Origin of the sequence: Shinella sp. NM-101, from assembly GCF_021401195.1 — a bacterium.
Taxonomy (GTDB): Bacteria; Pseudomonadota; Alphaproteobacteria; order Rhizobiales; family Rhizobiaceae; genus Shinella.
In genome coordinates this window covers 292,645-315,291 of sequence record NZ_JACBFT010000006.1, presented here as the reverse complement: position 1 = coordinate 315,291, position 22,647 = coordinate 292,645, and the positions used below count along the sequence as shown (strand labels likewise).

Genomic DNA, 22,647 nt, shown 5'->3' with positions numbered 1-22,647 from the left:
CGAGCTGCACCGCCTTGCCAATCCCGGCAAGATCCTGCTCGAACTCATCGAGGTCCAGACCGGGTCCTATCTCGGTGAGGACGACATCATCCGCATCGAGGACGAGTTCGGACGGGGGTGACTTGCGACGCGGGCGCCGGACGCGCCCGCTTCTTCATTTTGACGCAATTGCAGATGCAGAACCGCTGCGCACTTGCTGGACTAGAACTGGGCAGACGACGATGACAATCCGCCTTTTCCGTATCGGCGCATGGCTGGCGCTGGCCGCCATCGTCTTCGTCACGGTCTCGCCGATCGGCTACAGGCCGCGCGACCTAGTATCGACCAATTTCGACCGGGCCGCCGCCTATGCCGTTCTGTCAGCCCTGTTCGTCTTCGCCTATCCGCGCCACCGCTGGGCGGTCGCTGCCCTGGTGGTTCTGGTGGCCGGCGGGGCGGAACTCTTCCAGTACCTCTCCCCCACGCGGCACCCGCAATTGATGGATGCCGCGGTGAAGGCGGCGGGCGGCCTTGCCGGGTTGATCGCCGGAACCCTGCTGCATATGGGCATGTCGCAACACGGCTCGGGAGACCGGAGCTGAGGCGAACCGTCAGCCGATGCCTCAGCCCTGCGGGCGCCAGTCGGCCGGCGGGATGCTGTTGATCAACCACGGCACGCCGAACCTGTCGACCAGCGATCCGAAACCGGGCGACCAGAAGGTCTCGCCGAACGGCATGGCAGCCTTCCCGCCTTCGGACAGCGCATCGAACCAGCGCTTCGCCTCGGCCTTGTCCGTCGTGTGCAGCGTCACGTCGAAACCGTTTTTCGGTTTTCCGACGTTGGGCGCCCAGGCCGAATCCATGTCCGCGCCCATCAGCGCCTGGTCGCCGACCTCCAGCCAGCAATGCATCAGCCAGTCCCTGTATTTCGGGTCGCTGAGCGGCATGTCCGGCGGCCCCTCGCCATAGGGGAATGCCGCGGTGATCTTGCCGCCGAGCACCTGCGCATAGAATTCGAACGCCTCCCGGCATTGCCCCTGGAAGCTCAGGCTGGTCACGATCTTCATGGTGGTCTCCTCCTTGTCCCTGCCATCCGCATGTTCCTGCGGAAGCGGTCCGCCAATGAATTGATATCAACGTAAATGCTCCCGCAAGTCAACCCGCGCACGACTATTGCCTATCCCCGGCATCATGCAAAACCGCCGCCCGGCGAAAACCGGACGGCGGCGGAGGCAGGAGGGGTGGGCGGGATCAGCCGGCCGCGAAGGGCACGGTCACGAAGGTCTGCTCGTCCTGGCGCTGTACCAGAAGCAGCACGGCCTTGCGGCCCGCCTTGCCGGCTTCCGCAACGGCCGTTTTCGCCTCCCTGGCCGAGGTGACCGGCTTCTGGTTCACCGAGAGGATGACGTCGCCCGGCTGGAGGCCGGCATCGGCCGCAGGCTTGTCCGGATTGACGCCTTCGACGACGGCGCCGCGCTCCCCGCCCGGCAGGCCGAGCGAGTCCCGCAGGTCCGCCGTGAGGTCGCCGAGCTGCACGCCGATCGTCGGCACGCGCTGGGCCGCGTCGCCGCCGGGCGCGCCGCCCGCATCGGCGACCACCGGGTTGTCGCCGGCGTCATTCGTGCCGACGACGATCGAAAGGTCCTTGTCCGCACCGCCGCGCCAGACCGTAAGGCCTTCCCGGGCGCCGGGCGCGAGGTCGGCGACCATGCGCGAGAGGTCCCGCGGCGAGGTCACCGCCTTGCCGCCGAGCGCCGTGATGACGTCGCCGGGCCTGACGCCGGCGAGGGCGGCGGGGGTGCCGTCATCGACCCTGGCCACCAGCGCGCCGGCCGGCTTGGCCAGCCCGATGGCGTCGGCGACATCGGATGTCACCGGCTGGATCTGCACGCCGATGAAGCCGTGCTCGATCGAGCCGTTCTTCATCAGCTTGGCGACGATGCCCTCGGCCTGATCGGACGGGATGGCGAAGCCGACGCCCACGCTGCCGCCGTTCGGCGAATAGATCGCGGTGTTGATGCCGACGACCTTTCCGTCGAGGCCGACGAGCGGGCCACCGGAATTGCCCCGGTTGATCGGAGCGTCGATCTGGATGAAATCGTCATAGGGACCGCTGTGCAGGTCGCGGCCGCGCGCCGAGACGATGCCGGCCGTCACCGTCGTGCCGATACCGAAGGGATTGCCGATGGCAAGGATCGGATCGCCGGCGCGCAGCCTGTCCGAATCGCCCCAGCCGATCGTGGCGAGCGGCGTGCCGCTGTCGATCTTCACGACGGCAAGGTCCGACTTCGGATCCGTGCCGACGAGCTTGGCCGGCAGCTCCGTGCCGTCGTCCAGCGTCACCTTGATCGTGCTGGCCTTGTCGATGACGTGGTTGTTCGTGACGATATAGCCGTCGCTCGTCAGAACGAAACCGGAGCCGAGCGCCTCGGCCTTCTCCTGGGGCCGCTGCTGCGGCATCGGCGCCTTGCGCTCGCCGAAGAAATCGCGGAACTGCTGGTCGAAGGGCGTGTCGTCTCCGAACGGGGAGACGCCGTCCGCAGATGCGTTCTCAGCCTTCAACGTCGTCGTGATGGTGACGACGGCGGGCTTGTCGACCGCGACGATCGGCGCGAAGGAGCCCTGGGCGAGCGTGGAATTAAGAGTGTCCGGCGCCGCCGCGGCGGCTTGGGCGGCCGGTGTGCCGAGAAGACTGGAGGCTGCCACCGGCACCACCAGCAGGGCAACGCCGAGAAGCGCTGCGACACGATGCTTTTCAAGAATCCTGGTCATGGTCGTCTTCCTTTTTCAGCGCTCGAATGCCTGTGGTGCCGGCACCGGGCGCACGGAACCTGACCGCGGACAGGGGCGGCCGGTCGCGTGTTCACGATGGAGGTTGCAGGAGGGGCAAGGCGTCGGCGCGACACCCGCCCCGCTCGCCGGCCGCGGCCAAAGGCGACGGCGGCCGGATCGTCCGGCGGACCTTGCAGGCCCGCCGGCAGGCAAGGATCAGCTCAGCCGGACAATGTCCCGGTCGAGCTTGCGGATATCCTTCTGCAGGCGCTGGTAGCTCGCCTCGGGGATCGCGCCGTTGTGGGTGTCGGCGACGGCCATGGCGCGGCTGCGTATGCCGCCGGCCTCGCCTTCCAGCCTTCGGTATGCGCTGGCGGAAAGCCTGTGCATGGCTTCATCCCGGCGGATCGAGCGCTGCGCGGAGCCGAGTTCCCCCAGCACCCGGTCGAGACGGGCATGATGAACCATCGGGACCATGGTGGCCGGAGCGTCCGAGGGTTCCACGGTGGAATAGTCGAAGTCGCCGGAATTCTCGGTCACGGCCTGCATCGGATGGTGGTGGTCGCCGTGATGCGAATGGCCGGCGGCAAAGGCGCCTCCGGCACCGACCGAAAGAGAAAAAGCTGCAACGGCGATGGTCTTGAATGTCGAGCGCATGATGCGTCTCCTCGAAGAGGGGAAAGGTCTCGCTTTCCCGCCGGCTGTCCGATGCCGTCGCGTCGCGGGCTCCTTCTCCCGCCGGCGGCATCCAGCCTGACACCATCTATAGGCCCGCCGCGCGGGCCAAGTCATGTTACAATTAAATAAGATTCCGGAGGGCCGATCTGCCAAATTATTGCCGGGATCGGAGAGTTCGCGGCCAGCTCCCTGGCGCTTTTTCCTTGGATCTCAAGCACCTGCGAAAGTGGCGGTGCGGGCCGCATTGCGCTGCGACCCGTCACATCATGAACGACCTGTAATCTTCCGCGATCGCCGCAGGCTTTGTCACTTTCCGAGGCGCTGCTTAAGGCCGGCGATGATGCGCTCGGCGAGCGCGTCATAGTCGCCGTCGAAATGGTGACCGCCGTCGATGCTGATCGATTCGACGCCGGACGCCTTCAGCGAGGGGCAGGGATCATCATCCTCGTCCGCGCCGTAGATGCATTGCACGAGCTTCGAATCGATCTTCGCGATGTCCTTCACCGGATCCCCGCCCGCGCCGGCGCCCGCGACGCCCAGCCAGCCGGTGACAGAAATCTCGTAGTCCACCTGGCGTGAAAGGGCCATGAGCGTCATCTGCGCCACGCGCGCCCTGTCCTCCGGCGTGAGGAGGTTATAAGTCGCCGGCAGAACGTCCGCGCCGAAGGAATAGCCGATGAGCAGCACATGCTCGACGTTCCATTCCTTGCGGAAGGCGTCGATGATGCGGGTAAGGTCGTCGGCCGTTTCCTGCGGCTTGCGCTCCGACCAGAAGTAACGCAGCGAATCCACCCCGACGACGGGGATGCCGCGCTGCTGCAGGGCGCCGGCCACCTGCTTGTCGATGTCGCGCCAGCCGCCATCGCCCGAATAGACGACCGCCATCGTGTCATGCGCCGGCTTCGCCTCGAGGACGGCGAGCGGCAGGCCGAGCGGCGTGTCGGTGTCGCCGGCAGCGTCCATCCGGTCGGCAAGCGCCTGCGACAGCGCCTCCGTCGCGGACGAGGACACATCACGGATGTCGATGTCGGCATGGGCCGCCTTCAGCGCGGCGACGTGATCGCGGCCGCCTTTCGGCGCCTTTCCGGTGAGAAGCACGGTCACCGTGGCGGGAAGCGGGCCGTCGCTCAGGCCGTAGACCGTGCGGCCATCCGCTTTGGTCTTCGAGGCCGGCGTGCAGAGGATCTTGTCGAGCGGGATTCCGGCCTCCGGGTCTACGGCGATGGCTTCGTCGATGGTGGCGGCCGGGCTCTGCGCGATCATGGCGAGCGCCAGCGCGCCGCCTTCGCCGATCCCGGCGATGACGGTCGGGCTGTAGCTCGTCGCACCGCCGGCCCGCTGCACCTGATGGGCGAGCGATTCGACGTCGGAGACCATGTAGACGCAGTCGCCGTCGTCGGCCTGCAGAGCCTTCAGATAGGTCGGGAAATCGATGCCCACGACGGCGGCGCCCTTGTCCACGAGGTCGGCCGCCTCCTTCTCCTCGTCCGCCCCCCAGCCCGCGGCGTCCGAAATCAGGAAGACGCTCGCCTCGGGCGGGTCCTGCGGCATGAAGATGTGGCCGCCCGGGATCATGCCGGTGGTGAAAGCCTGCGGGGTATCCTGCGCCGCAGCGGCAAGCGGCAGGAATGTCGCGACAATGCCGGCCGCGGCAAGACGATGGATCATGCTCATTTGGAAATCACTCCCTTGACGCCGCCGCCGATGAGAAAGGTCACGTCCATCAATGCCAGCGCCGCCCCCGTGCCGTTCGAGACGGCAAGATAGCGCGGTTCCCAGCGAGGATGGAACTTCGATTTGAAGGCACGCAGGCCCTTGAAGTTGTAGAAGCGCTCGCCGTGCTCGAAAAGCGTCGCGCCGACCCGGTCCCAGACCGGAGCCGCCTCGCGCCGCGCCATGCCCGAAAGCGGCGCCATGCCGAGGTTGAACTGCCGGTAGCCCTCGCCGCGCAGATATTCGAGAATGCTGGCGAAGAGGAAATCCATCGTGCCCTTGGGCGCTTCCGGGGCAAAGCGCATGAGGTCCACCGTCGCCTCGGCCTTCGTATCCGTCACCATCAGCGTGGCGAAGGCGACGATGCGTCCTTCGAGCCGCACCACGGCGACCGGCTGCGCGCATACATAGTCGTCGGCGAACGCCCCGAGCGAGAAGGTCTTTTCCTTCGCATTGTGATGGGCGAGCCAGGCGTCGGAAACCGCACGGAGCTCGGGCAGGATAGCCTCCACCTCGCCGGGTCGGACGACGGAGAAGCTGAGGCCGTCGCGCGCGCCGCGGCCGTAGGACTGCCGGAGGTTCGCGAAGCGGCTTCCCTTCATCTCGAAATGCGTGAGGTCGATGACCGCCAGTTCGCCGAGCTTGAAGGCCCTGAGGCCGACATCCGCGCAGGCCGACAGCAGGGCCGGCGAGATCTGGTAGAAGGCCGCCCGCCCGCCGCCGGCACGCGCCGCACCGACGAACTGCCAGACCAGTTCGGCAAACTCCTCCTCGGCGCCGATCGGGTCGGCGAGCGCGATCCAGGAGCGGCCGTGAATGCCGTACATGATGTAGGACCGGCCGGAGGCGGAAAACAGCAGCCGCTTGTCGCCCATGCGCACGAGGTTGGCATCGGCCACGTCCTGACCCATCGTGATCGCGACCGCCTGCTGCAGCTCCTCCGCCGTCGGTCCCTCCGTACGGAAATGCGCGGGCCGCAGCAGGCTGGACAGCGCGAGCGCCGAGGCGGCGATGGCAAGTCCCAGCAGCGCGCGCAGGCCGCGCGGCGCCTCCTCGGAGAATTCGAACTGCCACCACAGTTCGTGCGCGTAGTCCGTATCGCGGTAGACGAAGAGCAGGATGACGAAGGCGGTGACGAGGATGACCGCGATGGCGGCGAGCCAGGACGGGCCGAGCGCCTGCCGGAGCAGCGAACTGTGGCGGTCGAAGGCGCGGGCGTTGGCCAGGAGCGCGACGATGAAGAGGGCGAGCAGGGCCGCCTCGAAGACGGCGACCGCCTTCAGGAAGGCGAAGGCGAAGGCGACGCAGGCGCCGCCGAGCGCCACCCACCAGGCGCCGTCCAGCCGCTGGCCGAGGCCGCGGGCGGCGACGATGAGGAGCAGCCCGAGCAGGCTCGACAGGAAATGCGCCCCCTCGACGATCGGCAGCGGCAGGTAGTTGGAGAGGAAATCGAGGTCCGAATCGGGTGTCGGCACGACGCTGGAGAAGATCAGCATGGCGCCGAGCACCAGCGAAAGCGTGGCGATCAGCGCCGGGGCGAGCTTTCCGGCAAGCTGCACCGCTTCCGCCACGCCCGGCCTCAGCACCACGCGGCGCATCTCGGTGATCAGCAGGAGCACGGTCGCCAGCAGCAGCGGCAGGACGTAGTAGATCAGCCGGTAGAGGACGAGGCTGCCGAGCAACTGGTCGATGCCGATGGCGTTGGAAAGGCCGGCCATGATCACGGCCTCGAACACGCCGAGGCCGGCGGGGACATGGCTGAGGACGCCGAAGCCGATCGCGACCGCATAGACGGCGAGGAATGTCGGCCAGCCGACATGGGTGTCGGGCAGAAGCACATAGAGCACGGATGCGGCCGCGGCGATGTCGAAGGCGGAAACGAGGAACTGCCGGGACGTCGTGCGGCTGTCCGGCAGGCGCAGCCTGAGGCCGGCAAAGCCGACCGCCCTTCCATTGCGCCCCAGGTAGAACACAGCGACCAGCCCTGCGAGGATCAGGACGGCGATGACGCGCAGCCAGAACGCATCGATACCGAGAATGCCGGCGACGCGCGGGGCGACGGCAAGCGTCGCGAGCGCGCTGACGGACAGGAGCCCGAGGCCGAAGGACAGCGTGACGAAGGCGATGACGCGCGCGATGTCTCCCGGCGAAAGGCCGAGGCGGGAATAGGCGCGGAAGCGGATCGCCCCGCCGCTGAGCGGCCCGAAACCCACCGTGTTGCCCACCGCATAGGCCATGAAGGCCGTCACCGCGACGGCCGGGAACGGTCGCTTCCGGCCGATATAGTCGAGGGCGTTGGAATCATAGAAGATGAGCGCCAGGAAGCTGAGGCCGGTAAAGAGCGCCGCAAGCGCGATGGCGCGCCAGGAGGTCGCCGAAAGCGCATCGAGCACCTCGTCGTAGCGCACCTCCGCCGTCAGCCGGTAGATGCCGAACGCCACCAGCGCGAAGACCAGCAGGCTCGCCGCGCCGAGAATATAGAGCCTGTATGTCAGGAACACCCGGACGAGCCAGGAGGCCCGACTTTCAATAACCACGCTCTTCTCGTGCGCCATCTTGCAACTCATGCTGAAACTTCGGGCGCATCCTAGCCGCAGATGTGGCAAATATCGGACGCTTTTCGCATGAGGAAAAGAAATGCTTCAGGCCTTCCAATCACCGCGGCGGGCCGGCATGGCCGATGCCGCCCGTCGCGTGGGCAAGGGTGACCGCTCAGGCGGCGACGCCGTATCGCCGCGCGGCCGCCGGCTGGTCGAGCCGGAACTGCGAGAGCAGTTCGTTGAGGTTCAGGCTTTCCTGCGCCAGGGTCGCGCCCGCCGCATTCATCTCTTCCACCATCGCCGCGTTCTGCTGGGTGGTCTGGTCCATGTGGTTGACGGCGGTGTTGATCTGCAGAAGGCCGGCCGACTGCTCCTGCGCCGCCGTGGCGATCGCCTCCATGTGCTGGTTGACCGCCAGCACGATGTCGCTGATCTCGCTCAGGCCCGTGCCGGTATCGCCGACAAGGCGCACGCCTGCGCCGACCGCCTCTTCCGAATTGCCGACGAGTTCCTTGATTTCCCGGGCGGCCTTGGCCGAACGCTGGGCGAGTTCGCGCACCTCCTGCGCGACGACGGCAAAGCCCTTGCCCGCATCGCCCGCCCGCGCCGCTTCCACCCCGGCATTGAGCGCAAGCAGGTTCGTCTGGAAGGCGATCTCGTCGATGACGCCGATGATCTGGCCGATCTGGCGCGAGGCATGATCGATCCGCTGCATCGCCGTGACGGCATTGCCGACCACGGCCCCGGAGGCATCGGCCTTGCTGCGGGCATGGCGCACCATGTCGCGCGCCTCCGCGGCGCGCTTGGAGGTCGCCGAGACGTTCGCGGTGATCTGCTCGAGCGCGGCGGCCGTCTCCTCCAGCGAGGCGGCCTGCTGCTCGGTGCGCCTGGAAAGCTCGTCGGATGCCGTGGAGATCTCCTGCGAGCCGTCGGTGACGGTAGCGACCGCATGCCCCACGCCCTGGAGCGTTTCGCGCAACTGTCGGACGGAATCGTTGAAATCGGCGCGCAGCGCCTCGAAGTGGGAATCGAGCGGCTGGTTCAGCTCGCATGCCAGGTCGCCGGCGGCAAGGCGCTGCATGCTCCTGGCAAAGATGGTGGTCGCCTGGACGAGGCGGGCTTCGGCCTCGGCTTCCGCGGCGCGCTGCATTTCGGCGCGCTCCCTCTCCGCCCGCTCGCGCCGCCCGGCCTCGGCGGCCTCCAGGTCCCGGTTGCGGATCGCGGCCTCGTGGAAGACCTCGACGGCCGCCTCCATGTCGCCGATCTCGTCCTTGCGGCCCGTCGCGACGGAGGCGAAGTTGAGGTCACCGGACGCCAGGCGCCGCATGGCTTCGACCATGCGCCCGATGGGGCGGACCACCGTCATCGCCATCAGGCTCGAAAGACCCATCATGAACAGCCAGCCCGCCAGGCAAAGCGCAGCAAGGAGCAGGAAGCTTCTGTAGGCCGTGCCGGCCGCCGCCGCCGCCGTCGCGCCGATCTCTTCCAGGGTCGCGTTCTCGATCGCCTTCATGGCATCGATGCGCCGTGTCGCGGCGGCAAACCAGCCGGCGCTCTCCAGCCCGGACAGGTCCGCGTCGGCGCCGCCGGAAACCAGGCGGGAGCGGATGTCGGCGACCTCGCCGGACGCGCCGGCAAGCAGCGCCTCGTAACGCGCGCGATGTGCCTCGTCCTGCGCTGACAGCGCGGACGAGATCAGCGCCTCCTGTGCGCCCGCGTAGTTCGTGAACTTGTCGAACCGGGCCGGGTCGGCATGGCCGGACACGATGAAGCTGTTGCCCATGGCCCGTTCCTGCCCGGCCATTTCCTTGGCCTGCATCAGGTACACGTAGCCCGTCATCTGCTTGGCGATGGCGGCATCGCCCGCCGTCTTCGAAACCTCGCCGGCGAGCGTGACGATGCTGCCGATGGCGCTGGCATAGGTCGAAAGGACATCGCCGCTTGCGGCGCTCAGGTCGTCAACCGAACGGCGCAGGTCGGCGACGGCCGAAAGGCGCGCCTGAAACTCCTGGCGGGCGGCGGAAAGATCGATGGCAGCGGCATTGGCGAGATTGTCCACGACCGCAGAGAACCCGGCCGTCGCCGCGTCGGAGGCAGCGCGGGCATCGCGCAGCTCCGCGGCATTCTTCGCGCCCTTCGAGCCGAGGAACCCGGCCGTCAGGCCGCGCTCGACCTGCAGGCGGTGAACGATGTCGCCAAGGTTCACAAGCTCGTGGCTGACGGCGACGATTTCCCGCATCTCGCCATAGGTATGGAAGCGATCCGAAATCTGGGCGTAGGCAAGATACCCCGCCGCCAGCATCGGCAGGGCGACGGCTGCCCAAAGGCGTTTATTGATGGAAACGTCGACCATTCGCATAACAGGCACTCCCTGGAAGAGGCGTCATGCCTTTCAAAAGCGGTTCATCCACCCCGCCGATATGCAAAGCGCGGTCTTAAGAAAAGCCTGTTGACATTCGTCATGTTGAAACCCAGGCGCGAAGAATACCCCCATAAATTGCGAATATTTCCGATGCACGGCCTTGCTGCGGCAACCCGCCGCAAGGCCGTGCATCGGGAAAATGACGCCAGGGCCTCAGCCGTCGAGCCCGAGCGGATCCTCGACGCGCGGCCAGATGTCGAGGCGGGCCTTGCGATAGGCCGTCTTCGCGGGGTCGGTCGGGTAGGAGGTCGGGGCGGCGATGTAGACGATCTCGGAGGAGACGGGCTGGAAACCGGCGTGGAAATGGTTGGTCGACTTCACCAGCAGGAAGGCCTTTTCGGCAAAATCCACCCCCTGGTTGGAAAAGATGTCCGGTTCGTAGGTCTGGGTGCGGCTGGTGATCAGCACGATGTCGATGGTCGTGCCGACGGGCCGCACCACCGCCGTGCTGCCGAGCGTCACGCGGCTGTTCCGGAAGCTCTGCCAACCGGCGGCAAAGACACCTTGCACCGTGACGCGCAGGTCGAGCGGCTCGCCGCCTTCCGGCCCCGACTTGCCGCCGAAGCGAAGGGCCAGCTCCGCCCCCTCGCCGGCGGCATGGCAGAAGGAAACGGCAATCGGATCCCAGATCGTCGCCACCGCGACGTCCTCGAAGCCGCGCTCGATCATCCGGCGCAGGATGAAGGTCGCATCGCCCGCCACCCCGCCGCCGGGATTGTCCCAGACGTCGGCAATGACGACCGGGCGGTCCGGCTGGCCGGCGCGCACCGCGAGCGCCCGGTCCAAGCCGGCCTCCGTGTCGAGCATCGGCATGGCCGTCTTGCGGCGCAGGCGGTAGAGTTCCTGCCCGAGCCGTTCCGCCAGCGCGTCGCCCTTCGCCTTGTCGCCGTCGGTGACGACGACGATGCGCGTGCCCATTTCCGGCACATCGCCGGCCATGAAGCCGTGGATGACGGAAATCGACAGGATGCCGTCCCGGCCCTCCATCGCCTTCAGCCGGTCGACGAAGGAGCGCATCGGTTCGCGGCTCGTCGGGTATATGGTGATCATGCGGCAGTCGAAGGTGGAGACGACCGGCCGGATCTCGCCTCTCAGCGTGCGAAGCGCCAGTTCGACGACATGCTCGCCGCGCTCCTCGAAGTCCGTATGCGGAAATTCGAGGAAGGCCGCCATGATGTCGAGATTGGCGAGGCGCTTGGCCGTGAGATGGCTGTGCGGGTCGAACTCGACGGCAATCAGCACCTGCGGGCCGACGAGCGCGCGGATGTGCGAAAGGAAATCCCCTTCCGGGTCGTCGTATCCCTGCGCCACCATCGCGCCGTGCAGGCCGAGCACGACGGCATCGACCGGCAGCGCGGCTTCGAGCTCGCCGAGGATCCGCTCGCGCAGCGTCTCGTAGGTCTGCCGCTGGATGAGGCCGGCGGGTTCCGCCCAGCAGGACGTGCCCTCGATAACGGTGAACCCCTCGGCCCGCCCGCGCCGTCGCAGGATGGGCACGACGGACGAGCAAAGCGTCGGCGTATCCGGATGCTCGCCCGGGCCGGCGTAGAAGGCGGCCTTGAAGGAATTCATGTCCGTGGGGATGGGCGAGAACGTGTTGGTCTCGGTGGCAAGCGAGGCGGTGAAGATGCGCATCGGTGGGCGGTCCTGACGATGGGCCCGGCCGGTCCCGGGTGTGACAATCCGTTATCTATTTTCTCAAATTCTGGATTCTTGCAAGAATTTTCATTACCCACCCCGAAAAGAGACTAAAATTATGAAATTCATTTTCAATAAGCCGGCATATTGATGCCGTCGCGCCCTGTGTTATGACGGTTTACGGCGGGAAACGCATTTTCAGACAGGCGGAGGCCGCTTCGTCGGTAGGGAGCGAATGGATCTTTTTCACGCGCTGACGGATGACGAGGGCGGCCTTTCCGGGCTGGACCGGGCGCTTGCGGATTTCGTGCTGGAGAATGTGGATTTCGCCATGAACGCCTCGATCGGCGACTTCGCGGCGCGCGCGGGGGTCTCGCCGCCGACCGTGACGCGCTTCTGCCGCCGGATGGGATGCAAGGGATTTCCGGACTTCAAGGTACAGCTCGCGCGGCTGACCGCGGTGGGCCTGCGCTACGTTCGCCCGGAAGTGCTGACGGAAACGGCGCAGGAGGTTGCCGACGACGTGCTGGCGAATGCGCAGGCGGCGCTGTTCCAGTTGCACCGGCAGGTCGATCTTGCCGCCCTGGAAAAGGCGGCCGGGCTGCTGCGCGGCGCCGAGTTCATCCTGGCCTTCGGCGCCAGCGGCAATTCCTCGATGGTGGTCAACGAGTTGCAGAACCGGCTTTTCCGGCTCGGATGCCGCATCGCCGCCTCGAACGATCACAACATGAACGCGATGCTCTCTGCCGCGGCCCAGCCGGGCACGGTGGTGTTCGCCTCATCCTTCACCGGCCGCGACCGCGCCCTCGTTCACTGCCTCGAACTTCTGCGGCAACGCGGCGTTCCGGCCATCGTCGTTACCCGGAGCCACTCGCCGGTCGCGGCAGCGGCCGACGTGGTGATCGCGATCGACCTGCCGGAGGGAACGAACATCTTCCGGCCGACCTCGACGCGCTACGCCTATCTCGCCGTCGTGGACATGCTGGCCAACCTCGTCGCCTATGCCGACAGGCCGAAGGCGGCGAAGACGCTGCGCGCCATCAAGGAAGACCTCGTCAGCCACCGCGACGGAGACGACAGCCAGCCGCTCGGCGACTGACCCTCAGCGGTGCGAGGCCCAGGGCACGAGCCGCCGCTCGATCTGTCGGGCGATGAATTCCAGCAGGATCGCGACCAGCGCGATGACGACGATACCGGCGATGACGATATCGGTGACGAGGAACTGCGCGGCCGACTGGATCATGAAGCCGATGCCGCTCGTCGCCGCCACGAGCTCGGCCGCCACCAGCGTCGTCCAGCCCGCGCCGAGCGCGATGCGGATGCCGGTGAGGATCGAGGGCACTGCGCTCGGCAGCACGACCTCGGTCAGGACCTGCCGGCGGCTTGCCCCGAGCGAGCGCGCCGCATTGACGTGATCCTTCGAGACCGACCGCACGCCGGCCGAGGTCGACAGGATGATCGACGGCAGCATGGACAGCGCGATGACGGTGATCTTCGAGGCCTCGCCGATGCCGACCCAGATGATGATGAGCGGCAGGTAGGCGAGCGGCGGCAGAGGGCGGAGGAACTCCACGATGGGGTCGAGGATACCGCGCCCGACGCGGCTCGTGCCGATGGCGATGCCGGCCGGAATGCCGATCGCGATGGAGACGATGAGCGCGCCGAAGATGCGATAGAGGCTCGCGCCGAGATGCTCGGCCAGCGTCGCATCGACGAAGCCCTTCACGATGAGATTGTAGATGGCGAGCACGACCTGCCGGGGCGAGGGCAGGAAGACGGGCGAGACCAGCGCATAGGCCGAGGCCAGGCTCCACAGCGCGATGATGACCGCGACCGTTGCCGCCGAGATGACGGCGACGGGGAGGGGACGCCGCGGCCGGCCCTCACGCGAAGAGCGCGCGGGCGCAACCTGCGAGATGTCGATGTCGGTGGAGAGGGTCATGCGGCAAGCTCCTCTTCGGCGCCGGAATGGATGAGGCCGGTGAGGCCGGCATGCATGCGTTTGAAGAGGGGCGAAGCCTTCACGGCGGCGACGGATGCGCCGTTCAGCACCTCCGCGTTGAAGCCCGCCTCGATCTCCGCTGTCAGGCGCCCCGGATTGGGCGAGAGCACGACGATGCGCGTGCCGAGCAGCAGCGCCTCCTCGATGCTGTGGGTGATGAGAAGGGCGCCGGCACCGCTCTCGGCCTTGATACGCAGGAGGAATTCCTGCATGCGGGTGCGCGTCAGCGCATCGAGCGCGCCGAGCGGTTCGTCGAGCAGCAGGAAGCGCGGCTCGGCGGCAAGCGCCCGGGCGATGCCGACCCGCTGGCGCATGCCGCCTGACAGTTCCCAGATGCGCCGGTCGCCCGCATCCGCAAGGCCGACGCGCGCAAGAAGGGCGGTGGCCCGCGCGCGGCGCTCGGCAAGCGGAACGCCCTTCAGCTTCAGGGGAAAGGCGATGTTGTCGCGCGCGTCGAGCCAGGGATAGAGCGCATCGTCCTGGAAGACCACCGCACGATCCGCTGCCGGGCCGCGGATGGGTTCGCCGTCGACCGTGATCGTCCCTTCCGTCGGCTCCAGGAAGCCTGCGGCGAGGTTGAGGAGGCTCGTCTTGCCGGAGCCGGATCGTCCGATGATCGCCACCAGTTCATCCGACGCGACCTGCAGGTTGATGCCGTCGAGGACGAGCTTCTCATCCGCGCCGTTGCGGCCCGCCCTCGGCGGATAGCGCAGTGCGATGTTGCGGAATGTCAGGATGCTCATGGGGCCTCCGGGAGCTGGTGCCGTACCGTCCGGCGATGGCCCGGCGGCGCTTGCGCGCAACCGGGCCACCTCCGCCGCAGGATCGTCGTTGTCAGAAGGCGAGCTTCGTCGCGTCCGTCACCCAGCGGGTGGAGACGTAGGGGGAATAGTCCGAAAGGGCCGCCGGAATCTTGCCCTGCTCCAGCAGGAAGGCCGAGGTATCGGCAACCGCCTTCACCGTGCCGCCGCCGAGCAGCGCCTCGCCGGCCTGCTCCTCGAGCGTCGGGAAGATATAGCCCTTGAGGAGCGCCGGGACCTCGTCCTGCTTGGCGCCGGTGAGGCGCGCGATCTTTTCGGCCTCCGGCGAGGTGGCGTTCCAGGCATCGGGATTGGCGCGGTAGGCGGCCGTCGCATCGCCGGTGACCCGGACGAATTTCGCCACGACATCCGGATGGTCCTCGGCGAATTTCCGGCTGACGATCCAGGCGTCGAAGGTGGGGCCGCCCCAGTCCGCGACATCTGCGGATGTCGCCAGGACCTTGCCGCTCTTCTTCAGCTCGGCAAGCACCGGATCCCAGACATAGGCGCCGTCGATGTCGCCGCGTTCCCAGGCGGCCGCGATTTCGGGCGGACGCAGGTTGAGGATCTCGACGGACTTGGGATCGACGTTCCAGTGCTTCAGCGCCGTCAGCAGGCTGTAATGCGCGGTCGAGACGAAGGGCGTCGCGATCTTCTTGCCGGCAAGGTCTTCCGGCTTCTCGATGGATTTCACCGCAAGCGCTTCCGCCTCGCTGATGAGGCCGACGACGAAGATCGTCTCGATCGGCAGCTCGCGGCTGGCGGCGGCCGCAAGCGGCGAGGAGCCGACGTAGCCGATGTCGAGCGAGCCGGAGGCGATGGCGGCGATCACATCCGCGCCGCCGTCGAATTTCTGCCAGTTGATCCTGGCGCCGGTCACCTTCTCATAGGTGCCGTCGGCCTGCGGGACGCGCGACGGCTCGACGATCGGCTGGTAGCCGATGTTGAGCGTCACGTCCTCGGCATGGGCTGCGCCGAACGAGGCCGCCATGGCAAGGGCGGCGGTCGCGGCGAGCAGGGCTCTGCGGGTGATGGGCATGGTCCTCTCCTCAAGTTTCCGTCGCCCGGGATGTCGCGGGCCGGTTTCCCAAGATTATTTAATCGATAAATTTAGTAGAGAAATTTTCGCCTCAATTTTGCGGCTCTCGCGCGATTGGTTTTGCGTTTTCCGTAGAAAGGCCGAAAAGGAAGGAATCGGCGGCCGCATCGGTCCGTTTCGAAGCCGATTTTTCTCTATTCATGCTGGATCTGGGGCAATCAGTGCGGGAAATGATGCCATTTGGGCACGTTTGGCGCCAAAACCGCCTAAGCGGTTGACGCGAGGGCTTATTTCCTTGCGGCGCCACAGCCAAATAAATTATACCATTTTTATATGTTTTTCGCACTTCGGTGCCTAGAATGAGCCGGAATCACCTCGAAAGGGTGACACGGTCGATCTTCCCGAAGACGATGGATGAAACCGCCGGACGCATGGGAGCGTCCATACTGCCGCATATGCTGTTGGAAAGCAGGCCGAAATGCTGACGAAAAAGGGAAAATACGGATTGAAGGCCCTCGTGGACCTCGCGCGGCTGGCGCCGGGCGAAACGGCTTTCGTCAGCGAGATCGCGTTGCGCAACAACATCCCCAAGAAGTTCCTCGACACGATCCTTCTCGAACTGCGCAATGCCGGCATGCTGCGTTCGAAGAAGGGGCCGGGCGGCGGTTATTCGCTGTCCCATGCCGCCTCGGACATCCGCATCGGCCACGCCATCCGCGTGCTCGACGGTCCGCTGGCGCCGATCCGTTGCGCAAGCCGCACGGCCTACGAGGCCTGCGAGGACTGTGCCGATCCGGAAGCCTGTCAGGTGCGCCGCGCCATGACCGACGTGCGCGACGCCATCGCCGCGATCCTCGACACGATGACGCTCGAACAGTTCGTCGCCGTGCCGGGCGCTGCGGCGATGATCGAGGAAGAAGAACTGGAAAAGCGGGTCGGCTGACCCGCTGCCGGTTCAGGGATCCAGTTCGGGATAGTGGCGGAACAGGTCGCTCTCGTTCGGCGGCAGCCGCCGTTCGCTTGAAAGGTACGCCGCGATTCGCGGCAGTTCCGCGACCATCCTGCACAGCGCCTCGACCTTCCCGTACTTCGGCCCCAGCCGCTTCATGAGGTTGGGGAATGCGTAGGCGAGGCCGCTCATCGCCTGGAAGAGCGAGAGATCCGCATAGCTGAGGCGATCGCCGACCAGATGCGCCGGGCCCTCGGGGTTTCGTTCGAGAACGGTCTCTAACCAGTCGAGGAACTTGGGAACGCGTTCTTCGCGGAACTCCTCCGCCCGCCGAAGCGATTCCGGCTTCTGCTCCTCGTAATAGCGTCCCGCGCCGAGCGGATGGTGCACGTCGTGCCCCTCCAGGACGAAATCGGCGATGGTAAGCTGGATCTGGTGCGTCCAGAGACGGAGACGCTCGTCCTTCGGCGCCAGGTCGAGCCTGTCGCCGAGATGAAGAAGGATCGCCGCGACCTGGCCCACGACGAGCGGGCCGTCCTTCAGGAAGGGCGGGGCAAAGGAGGGCGTTGCAATCTTCCTGCCGGCATCCGCGATGACGTGATCGCCTTCCTCCCGCGCCACGTCGCGGTAGGGCGCGCCGGCCGCTTCGAGGGCCAGGCGGATATATTCGCCCCGGCCCTGAATGCCCGTCCAGTAATAGAGTTCATAGGTCATGGCGGGAAAATGCGGCAGCACGCGCAGGGTTCCCGGGAACATGGCATTGGGGCACGATCAGACCTCCACCGGCCGCGCCGCCTGGCCGTCGACGCCGAAGACCCGGCGATAGCGTTCGATTTCCGCCGGGTCGCCGGTCGCCTTGACGGGATTGTCGGAGAGCTTGACGGCTGGACGGCCGTTCGCGCTCGTGACCTTGCAGACAAGGGAGATCGGGTCGAGCCCGAGGCCGCCATCGGGATCGCAGCCCCGGAAATCGTTGGTGAGATTGGTGCCCCAGCCGAAGCTCATGCGCACCCGGCCGTGGAAATGCCGATAGGTCTCCTCGATCGTGTCGACGTCCATGCCGTCGGAGAAGATCAGCAGCTTCTCGCGCGGGTCGCGCCCCTTCTGCCGCCACCAGTCGATGATCTGCTCGCCGCCTTCGATCGGCGGCGCGCTGTCCGGGCGGAAGCCGGTCCAGTCGGCGAGCCAGTCCGGCGCCTTGGCGAGGAACGACGCCGTGCCGAAGGCATCGGGAAGCGCGATGAGGAGGTTGCCGTTGTAGTGCCGGCGCCATTCCTCCAGCACCTGGTAGGGCGCTTGGGCAAGCGCCTCGTCGCCCTCGGCCAGTGCCGCCGCGACCATCGGCAGTTCGTGCGCATTGGTGCCGATGGCCTCAAGGTCCGCATCCATGGCCAGCAGCACGTTGGACGTGCCGATGAAGCGCTCGCCGAGCCCTTCCTTGAGCGCCTCGACGCACCAGCGCTGCCACAGGAAACCATGCCGCCGGCGGGTTCCGAAATCCGAGATGACGAGGTCCGGCAATTGCCGCAGCCGCTCCACCTTTTCCCACAGCCGCGCCTTGGCGCGGGCATAGAGCACGTCGAGCGCGAAGCGGCCGCGGTTGCGCATCGCCGCACGCGACTTCATCTCGTTGATGATGGCGAGCGCCGGGATCTCCCACATGCTCGTATGCGTCCACGGCCCGTCGAAATGCAGCTCGTACTGCCCGTCCGCCTTGCGCAGGTCATAGTCGGGCAGTTGGAACGTCGAGAGCCAGGTGATGAAGTCCGGGCCGAACATGCGGGCCTTGCCGTAGAAACTGTTGCCGGCCAGCCAGATCAGCTCCTTCTTGGTGAAGCGCACGCTGCGGGCGTGGTCGAGCTGGGCGCGCAGCTCCCCCTCGTCGATGATGTCGGCAAGCCGCACGCTCCTGGTGCGGTTGATCAGGGAGAAGGTCGCCGAAACGTCCGGGTGGAGCTGCCGGATCATCTGCAGCATCAGCAGCTTGTAGAAATCCGTGTCGAGCAGGCTGCGCACGATCGGATCGAGCCGGAAATTGTGGTCGTAGGTGCGGGTCGCGATGTCGGTGACGGCCATGCCGGCTCCTGGGCAGGTACGGGACTCACCGGAAGAAGCCGACCGGCGGATCGCGCCAGCCTCGTTTATCGAAACGCCGATTGCAAGCGGCTCACTGGCCGAAGAACAGGACGGCGGCGATGACGACCGACGCCCCGACGGCCGAAAGCGTCCCCGCTCCCTGAAGCACGCCCATGCGATAGAGCACCACGGCAAAGCCGGCGATGACCGGCGCGGCGACGAGGAGCCCGAACTGTGCGTCCGTCATGGAGGATTCCTTTCCTTTGCCGCCCACCATGGCGCGGCCTGCCCCGCCGTTCTTTGTGCCTGCGCAAAGAAGGCCGCCGGTGGACACGCTAGGCAGGGGCATGGCGACGATAGACGACGTGAACATTGCCGTTGGCAAGGCGGAGAGCGGGGAAGCCGATTCCCTGCTTTTATGGATTCTGGTGTGGAGCGAGCTTGCGGCCTTCGGCGCGCTGCTCGTCGCCTTCATGGTGATGACCATGGTGGATGGCGAGGGAGCCCTGCTCCTGAGGTCGCATCTTCATCCGGGCCTTGCCGCGCTCAACACCGTGCTTCTCGTCTGCAGCGGCTGGCAGGCGGCGCTCGCGGTCCGCCGCGGCGAAGGCGCGGTCCGTGGGCCGCTCGTCCTTGCCGCACTGCTCGGTCTCGCCTTCGTCGCGGTCAAGGCCGTCGAATACACGATCGAGATCCGGTCGGGGATCGGCGGGGCAGGCCGGCTTTCGGAGCTCTATTTCCTCATCACGGGCTTCCACCTGCTGCATGTCGTCTTCGGCGCCGGCATCCTCCTGCTCGTCGCCTGGCGACCGTCGCGGGCCAATGTCGTGATGATCGCCACGCTCTGGCACGCCATCGACCTCGTCTGGCTCGTGATGTTCCCCATCGTCTATCTCACCTGAGGCACCCATGACCCGACAGGCCCGCGAACAGTTCATCGCCACCCTCGCCATGCTGCTGACGCTGGCCCTCGGCGGCGCCCTCGTCGGCGGCCTCAGCGGCGGGCTGCTGGTGCCGATCGCCGCCGTGCTCGTCATGGCCTATGCGAAGGGCCGCCTCGTCATCCTCGACTTCATGGAACTGCGGGCGAACCGCGGCTTCATGCGCTCGGCGCTGCTCGCCTGGCCGGCGGCGCTGCTCTCGCTTGCGCTCGCCCGCGCCGTCGCCGCCACGCTGATCGGCTGACGAACCGCCCCGGTCTTTGCCTATTCGCAAAGAAGGCTTTTCTCCCGCGTCTAGAACCAGAGACGTCCCGCAAGCCGGCGAGGGGATCGCCGGCAAACCAGTTGGCGGGGTTTTGGCGCCGGCCCTCAGGGTCCGGCAAGGGAAAGGACCAGGGGATGGCAGAGCGCCTAACCAAGACCGGGGCCCGCAACGTCTTCTATGGCGGGTCCATCTTCTTCTTCACGATTTTCGTCGGGCTCACGGCCCACTCCCACTATTACATGCGCACGACGTCCACCGACGAGACGACGCTGACGGACAGCGTCGCGCGCGGCAAGCACGTCTGGGAAAAGAACGCCTGCATCAATTGTCATACCTTGCTCGGCGAGGGCGCCTATTTCGCGCCCGAACTGGGCAATGTCTGGAAGCGCTATGGCGGCGTCGACGACCCGGAGGGCGCGCGCGAGGCCTTCAAGGCCTGGATGGCCGCCCAGCCGAGCGGTGCGGAGGGCCGGCGGCAGATGCCGCAGTTCAACCTCACAGAACAGGAACTCAACGACCTTGCCGACTTCCTGGAATGGACGAGCAGGATCAACACCCAGAACTGGCCGCCGAACGATGCCGGCTGACCGATAGCGTTGAGGAGAAAAGACATGAAATATCAAACGCAAAAGGTCGCGATGCTGTACTTCTACGGCGCGCTCGGCCTGTTCCTCGCCCAGGTGGCCTTCGGGGTTCTCGCCGGCACGATCTACGTGCTGCCGAACACGCTCTCCGAACTCCTGCCCTTCAACATCGTGCGCATGATCCACACCAATGCGCTCGTCGTCTGGCTGCTCATGGGCTTCATGGGCGCGACCTACTACATGATCCCGGAGGAGACCGAGACCGAGCTGTTCAGCCCGAAGCTCGCCGTCGTCCAGTTCTGGCTGTTCTTCGTGGCGGCGGGGCTGACGGTCGTCGGCTACATGTTCCGCATCCATGAGGGCCGCGAATTCCTCGAGCAGACCTTCGCCGCCAAGATCGGCATCGTCGTCGTCGTGCTGATGTTCCTCTTCAACATCACCATGACCGCGCTGAAGGGCCGCAAGACCACGGTCATCAACATCCTGCTGTTCGGCCTGTGGGGCCTTGCGCTCTTCTTCCTCTTCGCCTTCTACAATCCGGCGAACCTGGCGCTCGACAAGATGTACTGGTGGTACGTCATCCATCTGTGGGTCGAAGGCGTCTGGGAGCTGATCATGGCCTCCGTGCTCGCCTTCCTGATGATCAAGATCAACGGTATCGACCGCGAAGTCGTGGAAAAGTGGCTCTACGTCATCGTCGGCCTCGCGCTCTTCTCGGGCATCCTCGGCACCGGCCACCATTATTACTGGATCGGCGCGCCGGGCTACTGGCAGTGGATCGGCTCGCTGTTCTCGACGCTGGAAGTGGCGCCCTTCTTCACCATGGTCATCTTCACCTTCGTGATGACCTGGAAGGCCGGCCGCAACCATCCGAACAAGGCGGCGCTGCTCTGGTCGATCGGCTGCTCGGTCATGGCCTTCTTCGGCGCGGGCGTCTGGGGCTTCCTGCACACGCTGTCGTCGGTGAACTACTACAGCCACGGCACGCAGGTCACCGCCGCACACGGGCACCTCGCCTTCTTCGGCGCCTATGTGATGCTGAATCTGGCCATGATGGCCTATGCGATCCCCGAGATCCGCGGCCGCCAGCCCTACAACCAGTGGCTCTCGATCGCCTCGTTCTGGATCATGTGCACGGCCATGTCTGTCATGACTTTCGCGCTCACCTTCGCGGGCGTCGTGCAGATCCACCTGCAGCGCGTGCTCGGCGAAAGCTTCATGGACGTGCAGGACCAGCTCTCGCTGTTCTACTGGGTCCGCCTCGGCTCGGGCGCTGTCGTCCTCGTCTCGGCGCTGATGTTCATCTGGGCCGTGCTGGTGCCCGGCCGCGAGCGTGCCGACAGCCTCACCCGGATGGTCCAGCCGGCCGAGTGAGTGCTGGCCGGCCCCGTCATCCCGCGGGGCCGGCACATTTTCCTCTATGAACCTGGAGACCGACATGAACGTGATGCTCAAGGCCGCGCGCGCCGACATCCCCGCCTACAGCCCCTCGGGCAACGAATGCGCCCTATTCGAGACCGCCTGGACGCGCCAGCTTCCGCTGCTTCTGAAGGGACCCACGGGCTGCGGCAAGACCCGCTTCGTCAGCCATATGGCCGCAAGGCTCGGCCTGCCGCTCTCCACCGTCTCCTGCCATGACGACCTTTCGGCCGCCGACCTCACCGGCCGCTATCTGCTCAAGGGCGGCGATACCGTCTGGGTCGATGGCCCGCTGACGCGCGCCGTGCGCGAGGGAGGCGTCTGCTATCTCGACGAGATCGTCGAGGCGCGCAAGGACGTCGCCGTCGTGCTCCATCCGCTCACCGACGACCGCCGCATCCTGCCGCTGGAGCGCACCGGCGAGGTGCTGGAAGCGCCGACCGGCTTCATGCTCGTCGTCTCCTACAATCCCGGCTACCAGAATCTTTTGAAGGCGCTGAAGCCCTCCACGCGCCAGCGTTTCGTCGCCATCGAGTTCGACTTCCTGCCGAAGGCGGCCGAGATCGCCGTCGTCGCCACCGAAAGCGGCCTCGACGAGGCGCGCGTCGCCCCGCTCGTCGCGCTCGCCCACCGGCTGCGCGCCCTCAAGGGCCACGACCTTGAAGAGGGCGTCTCCACGCGCCTTCTCGTCTATTGCGCCTGCCTCATCGACAGCGGCATGACGATGCGCGAGGCGGTCCGTGCCGCCATGATCGAGCCGCTCACCGACGAGCCGGACGTCCGCGCCGCGCTCCTCGAAATCGCCGACGCGATGATCCGCTGAGGTCCGC

At 66.5% G+C, this 22,647-nt stretch carries 22 protein-coding genes; 9 read left to right on the top strand and 13 right to left on the bottom strand.

Annotated features, from left to right (window positions below):
- A partial coding sequence (locus L0976_RS28640) for a hypothetical protein (RefSeq protein ID WP_234190120.1) occupies window positions 1-121 on the top strand: 121 nt, incomplete at its 5' end.
- Between the two features lie 100 nt (window positions 122-221).
- Entirely contained in the window at window positions 222-581 is a 360-nt protein-coding gene (locus L0976_RS14490; protein WP_234188017.1) for a VanZ family protein, read from the top strand.
- 21 nt (window positions 582-602) lie between these two features.
- Here L0976_RS14490 and L0976_RS14485 read toward each other — a convergent pair whose 3' ends face one another.
- The 7 genes from L0976_RS14485 to L0976_RS14455 all read right to left on the bottom strand — a co-directional run bounded on the left by L0976_RS14485 (window position 603) and on the right by L0976_RS14455 (window position 11,739).
- Window positions 603-1,046 (bottom strand): VOC family protein, encoded by a 444-nt coding sequence (locus L0976_RS14485; protein ID WP_234188016.1) that lies wholly within the window; start codon window positions 1,044-1,046, stop codon window positions 603-605.
- A 184-nt stretch (window positions 1,047-1,230) separates the two neighbouring features.
- A complete protein-coding gene (locus L0976_RS14480) occupies window positions 1,231-2,751 on the bottom strand; it encodes a DegQ family serine endoprotease (protein WP_234188015.1) in 1,521 nt (506 codons plus the stop codon).
- A 216-nt stretch (window positions 2,752-2,967) separates the two neighbouring features.
- The gene (locus L0976_RS14475; RefSeq protein WP_203315692.1) at window positions 2,968-3,408 is read right to left on the bottom strand and encodes a hypothetical protein; all 441 of its coding nucleotides are present in this window, start codon (window positions 3,406-3,408) and stop codon (window positions 2,968-2,970) included.
- Window positions 3,409-3,735: 327 nt separating this feature from the next.
- On the bottom strand, window positions 3,736-5,097 hold the full coding sequence (locus tag L0976_RS14470) for an AcvB/VirJ family lysyl-phosphatidylglycerol hydrolase (RefSeq protein ID WP_234188028.1): 1,362 nt from the start codon (window positions 5,095-5,097) through the stop codon (window positions 3,736-3,738).
- A gap of 2 nt (window positions 5,098-5,099) precedes the next feature.
- On the bottom strand, window positions 5,100-7,697 hold the full coding sequence (gene mprF / locus L0976_RS14465) for a bifunctional lysylphosphatidylglycerol flippase/synthetase MprF (RefSeq protein ID WP_370643673.1): 2,598 nt from the start codon (window positions 7,695-7,697) through the stop codon (window positions 5,100-5,102).
- A gap of 157 nt (window positions 7,698-7,854) precedes the next feature.
- Window positions 7,855-10,041 (bottom strand): methyl-accepting chemotaxis protein, encoded by a 2,187-nt coding sequence (locus tag L0976_RS14460; protein WP_234188013.1) that lies wholly within the window; start codon window positions 10,039-10,041, stop codon window positions 7,855-7,857.
- A gap of 216 nt (window positions 10,042-10,257) precedes the next feature.
- Window positions 10,258-11,739 carry a M81 family metallopeptidase gene (locus tag L0976_RS14455; protein ID WP_234188012.1) on the bottom strand — a complete coding sequence of 494 codons (1,482 nt, stop codon included), beginning with the start codon at window positions 11,737-11,739 and terminating at the stop codon, window positions 10,258-10,260.
- Between the two features lie 238 nt (window positions 11,740-11,977).
- Here L0976_RS14455 and L0976_RS14450 point away from each other — a divergent pair, with 238 nt between their 5' ends.
- A complete protein-coding gene (locus tag L0976_RS14450; protein WP_234188011.1) occupies window positions 11,978-12,841 on the top strand; it encodes a MurR/RpiR family transcriptional regulator in 864 nt (287 codons plus the stop codon).
- Window positions 12,842-12,844: 3 nt separating this feature from the next.
- Here L0976_RS14450 and L0976_RS14445 read toward each other — a convergent pair whose 3' ends face one another.
- The 3 genes from L0976_RS14445 to tauA form a co-directional block, all read right to left on the bottom strand.
- On the bottom strand, window positions 12,845-13,684 hold the full coding sequence (locus tag L0976_RS14445) for an ABC transporter permease subunit (protein ID WP_234188010.1): 840 nt from the start codon (window positions 13,682-13,684) through the stop codon (window positions 12,845-12,847).
- On the bottom strand, window positions 13,681-14,487 hold the full coding sequence (locus L0976_RS14440; protein WP_234188009.1) for a taurine ABC transporter ATP-binding protein: 807 nt from the start codon (window positions 14,485-14,487) through the stop codon (window positions 13,681-13,683). The genes L0976_RS14445 and L0976_RS14440 overlap by 4 nt, the downstream gene beginning before the upstream one ends.
- A gap of 91 nt (window positions 14,488-14,578) precedes the next feature.
- Window positions 14,579-15,583: a taurine ABC transporter substrate-binding protein gene (gene tauA, locus L0976_RS14435; protein WP_234188008.1), complete on the bottom strand. Its 1,005-nt coding sequence runs from the start codon at window positions 15,581-15,583 to the stop codon at window positions 14,579-14,581.
- A 478-nt stretch (window positions 15,584-16,061) separates the two neighbouring features.
- On the opposite strand from tauA, the gene L0976_RS14430 reads away from it, so the two are divergent.
- The gene (locus L0976_RS14430) at window positions 16,062-16,526 is read left to right on the top strand and encodes an Rrf2 family transcriptional regulator (protein WP_203315684.1); all 465 of its coding nucleotides are present in this window, start codon (window positions 16,062-16,064) and stop codon (window positions 16,524-16,526) included.
- Window positions 16,527-16,538: 12 nt separating this feature from the next.
- Here L0976_RS14430 and L0976_RS14425 read toward each other — a convergent pair whose 3' ends face one another.
- The 3 genes from L0976_RS14425 to L0976_RS14415 form a co-directional block, all read right to left on the bottom strand.
- Window positions 16,539-17,246, bottom strand: a complete 708-nt coding sequence (locus L0976_RS14425) for a glutathione S-transferase (RefSeq protein WP_234188027.1) — start codon at window positions 17,244-17,246, stop codon at window positions 16,539-16,541.
- A 57-nt stretch (window positions 17,247-17,303) separates the two neighbouring features.
- The gene (gene pncB / locus L0976_RS14420) at window positions 17,304-18,608 is read right to left on the bottom strand and encodes a nicotinate phosphoribosyltransferase (protein WP_234188007.1); all 1,305 of its coding nucleotides are present in this window, start codon (window positions 18,606-18,608) and stop codon (window positions 17,304-17,306) included.
- A gap of 91 nt (window positions 18,609-18,699) precedes the next feature.
- Window positions 18,700-18,855 (bottom strand): hypothetical protein, encoded by a 156-nt coding sequence (locus tag L0976_RS14415; protein ID WP_203315682.1) that lies wholly within the window; start codon window positions 18,853-18,855, stop codon window positions 18,700-18,702.
- A gap of 100 nt (window positions 18,856-18,955) precedes the next feature.
- On the opposite strand from L0976_RS14415, the gene L0976_RS14410 reads away from it, so the two are divergent.
- The 5 genes from L0976_RS14410 to L0976_RS14390 all read left to right on the top strand — a co-directional run bounded on the left by L0976_RS14410 (window position 18,956) and on the right by L0976_RS14390 (window position 22,640).
- Window positions 18,956-19,510 (top strand): cytochrome c oxidase subunit 3, encoded by a 555-nt coding sequence (locus tag L0976_RS14410; RefSeq protein ID WP_233290574.1) that lies wholly within the window; start codon window positions 18,956-18,958, stop codon window positions 19,508-19,510.
- A 7-nt stretch (window positions 19,511-19,517) separates the two neighbouring features.
- A complete protein-coding gene (locus L0976_RS14405) occupies window positions 19,518-19,793 on the top strand; it encodes a cytochrome C oxidase subunit IV family protein (protein WP_203315680.1) in 276 nt (91 codons plus the stop codon).
- A gap of 155 nt (window positions 19,794-19,948) precedes the next feature.
- Complete coding sequence (locus tag L0976_RS14400; protein ID WP_203315679.1) at window positions 19,949-20,401, top strand: cytochrome c; 453 nt, start codon at window positions 19,949-19,951, stop codon at window positions 20,399-20,401.
- A 24-nt stretch (window positions 20,402-20,425) separates the two neighbouring features.
- On the top strand, window positions 20,426-21,772 hold the full coding sequence (locus L0976_RS14395; RefSeq protein ID WP_203315678.1) for a nitric-oxide reductase large subunit: 1,347 nt from the start codon (window positions 20,426-20,428) through the stop codon (window positions 21,770-21,772).
- Window positions 21,773-21,836: 64 nt separating this feature from the next.
- Window positions 21,837-22,640, top strand: coding sequence for a CbbQ/NirQ/NorQ/GpvN family protein (locus tag L0976_RS14390; RefSeq protein WP_234188006.1), 804 nt, complete (start codon window positions 21,837-21,839; stop codon window positions 22,638-22,640).
- The last annotated feature ends 7 nt before the right edge of the window (window positions 22,641-22,647 follow it).

Bases quoted from the DNA above. Each gene is read 5' to 3' on its own strand.
- L0976_RS14485 (WP_234188016.1), bottom strand. From the start codon at position 1,046: ATGAAGATCGTGACCAGCCTGAGCTTCCAGGGGCAATGCCGGGAGGCG.
- L0976_RS14430 (WP_203315684.1), top strand. From the start codon at position 16,062: ATGCTGACGAAAAAGGGAAAATACGGATTGAAGGCCCTCGTGGACCTC.
- L0976_RS14460 (WP_234188013.1), bottom strand. From the start codon at position 10,041: ATGCGAATGGTCGACGTTTCCATCAATAAACGCCTTTGGGCAGCCGTC.
- L0976_RS14405 (WP_203315680.1), top strand. From the start codon at position 19,518: ATGACCCGACAGGCCCGCGAACAGTTCATCGCCACCCTCGCCATGCTG.
- L0976_RS14415 (WP_203315682.1), bottom strand. From the start codon at position 18,855: ATGACGGACGCACAGTTCGGGCTCCTCGTCGCCGCGCCGGTCATCGCC.
- L0976_RS14455 (WP_234188012.1), bottom strand. From the start codon at position 11,739: ATGCGCATCTTCACCGCCTCGCTTGCCACCGAGACCAACACGTTCTCG.
- mprF (WP_370643673.1), bottom strand. From the start codon at position 7,697: ATGGCGCACGAGAAGAGCGTGGTTATTGAAAGTCGGGCCTCCTGGCTC.
- L0976_RS14475 (WP_203315692.1), bottom strand. From the start codon at position 3,408: ATGCGCTCGACATTCAAGACCATCGCCGTTGCAGCTTTTTCTCTTTCG.
- L0976_RS14445 (WP_234188010.1), bottom strand. From the start codon at position 13,684: ATGACCCTCTCCACCGACATCGACATCTCGCAGGTTGCGCCCGCGCGC.
- tauA (WP_234188008.1), bottom strand. From the start codon at position 15,583: ATGCCCATCACCCGCAGAGCCCTGCTCGCCGCGACCGCCGCCCTTGCC.
- L0976_RS14440 (WP_234188009.1), bottom strand. From the start codon at position 14,487: ATGAGCATCCTGACATTCCGCAACATCGCACTGCGCTATCCGCCGAGG.
- L0976_RS14395 (WP_203315678.1), top strand. From the start codon at position 20,426: ATGAAATATCAAACGCAAAAGGTCGCGATGCTGTACTTCTACGGCGCG.
- L0976_RS14410 (WP_233290574.1), top strand. From the start codon at position 18,956: ATGGCGACGATAGACGACGTGAACATTGCCGTTGGCAAGGCGGAGAGC.
- L0976_RS14390 (WP_234188006.1), top strand. From the start codon at position 21,837: ATGAACGTGATGCTCAAGGCCGCGCGCGCCGACATCCCCGCCTACAGC.
- L0976_RS14450 (WP_234188011.1), top strand. From the start codon at position 11,978: ATGGATCTTTTTCACGCGCTGACGGATGACGAGGGCGGCCTTTCCGGG.
- L0976_RS14480 (WP_234188015.1), bottom strand. From the start codon at position 2,751: ATGACCAGGATTCTTGAAAAGCATCGTGTCGCAGCGCTTCTCGGCGTT.
- L0976_RS14490 (WP_234188017.1), top strand. From the start codon at position 222: ATGACAATCCGCCTTTTCCGTATCGGCGCATGGCTGGCGCTGGCCGCC.
- L0976_RS14470 (WP_234188028.1), bottom strand. From the start codon at position 5,097: ATGATCCATCGTCTTGCCGCGGCCGGCATTGTCGCGACATTCCTGCCG.
- L0976_RS14400 (WP_203315679.1), top strand. From the start codon at position 19,949: ATGGCAGAGCGCCTAACCAAGACCGGGGCCCGCAACGTCTTCTATGGC.
- L0976_RS14425 (WP_234188027.1), bottom strand. From the start codon at position 17,246: ATGACCTATGAACTCTATTACTGGACGGGCATTCAGGGCCGGGGCGAA.
- pncB (WP_234188007.1), bottom strand. From the start codon at position 18,608: ATGGCCGTCACCGACATCGCGACCCGCACCTACGACCACAATTTCCGG.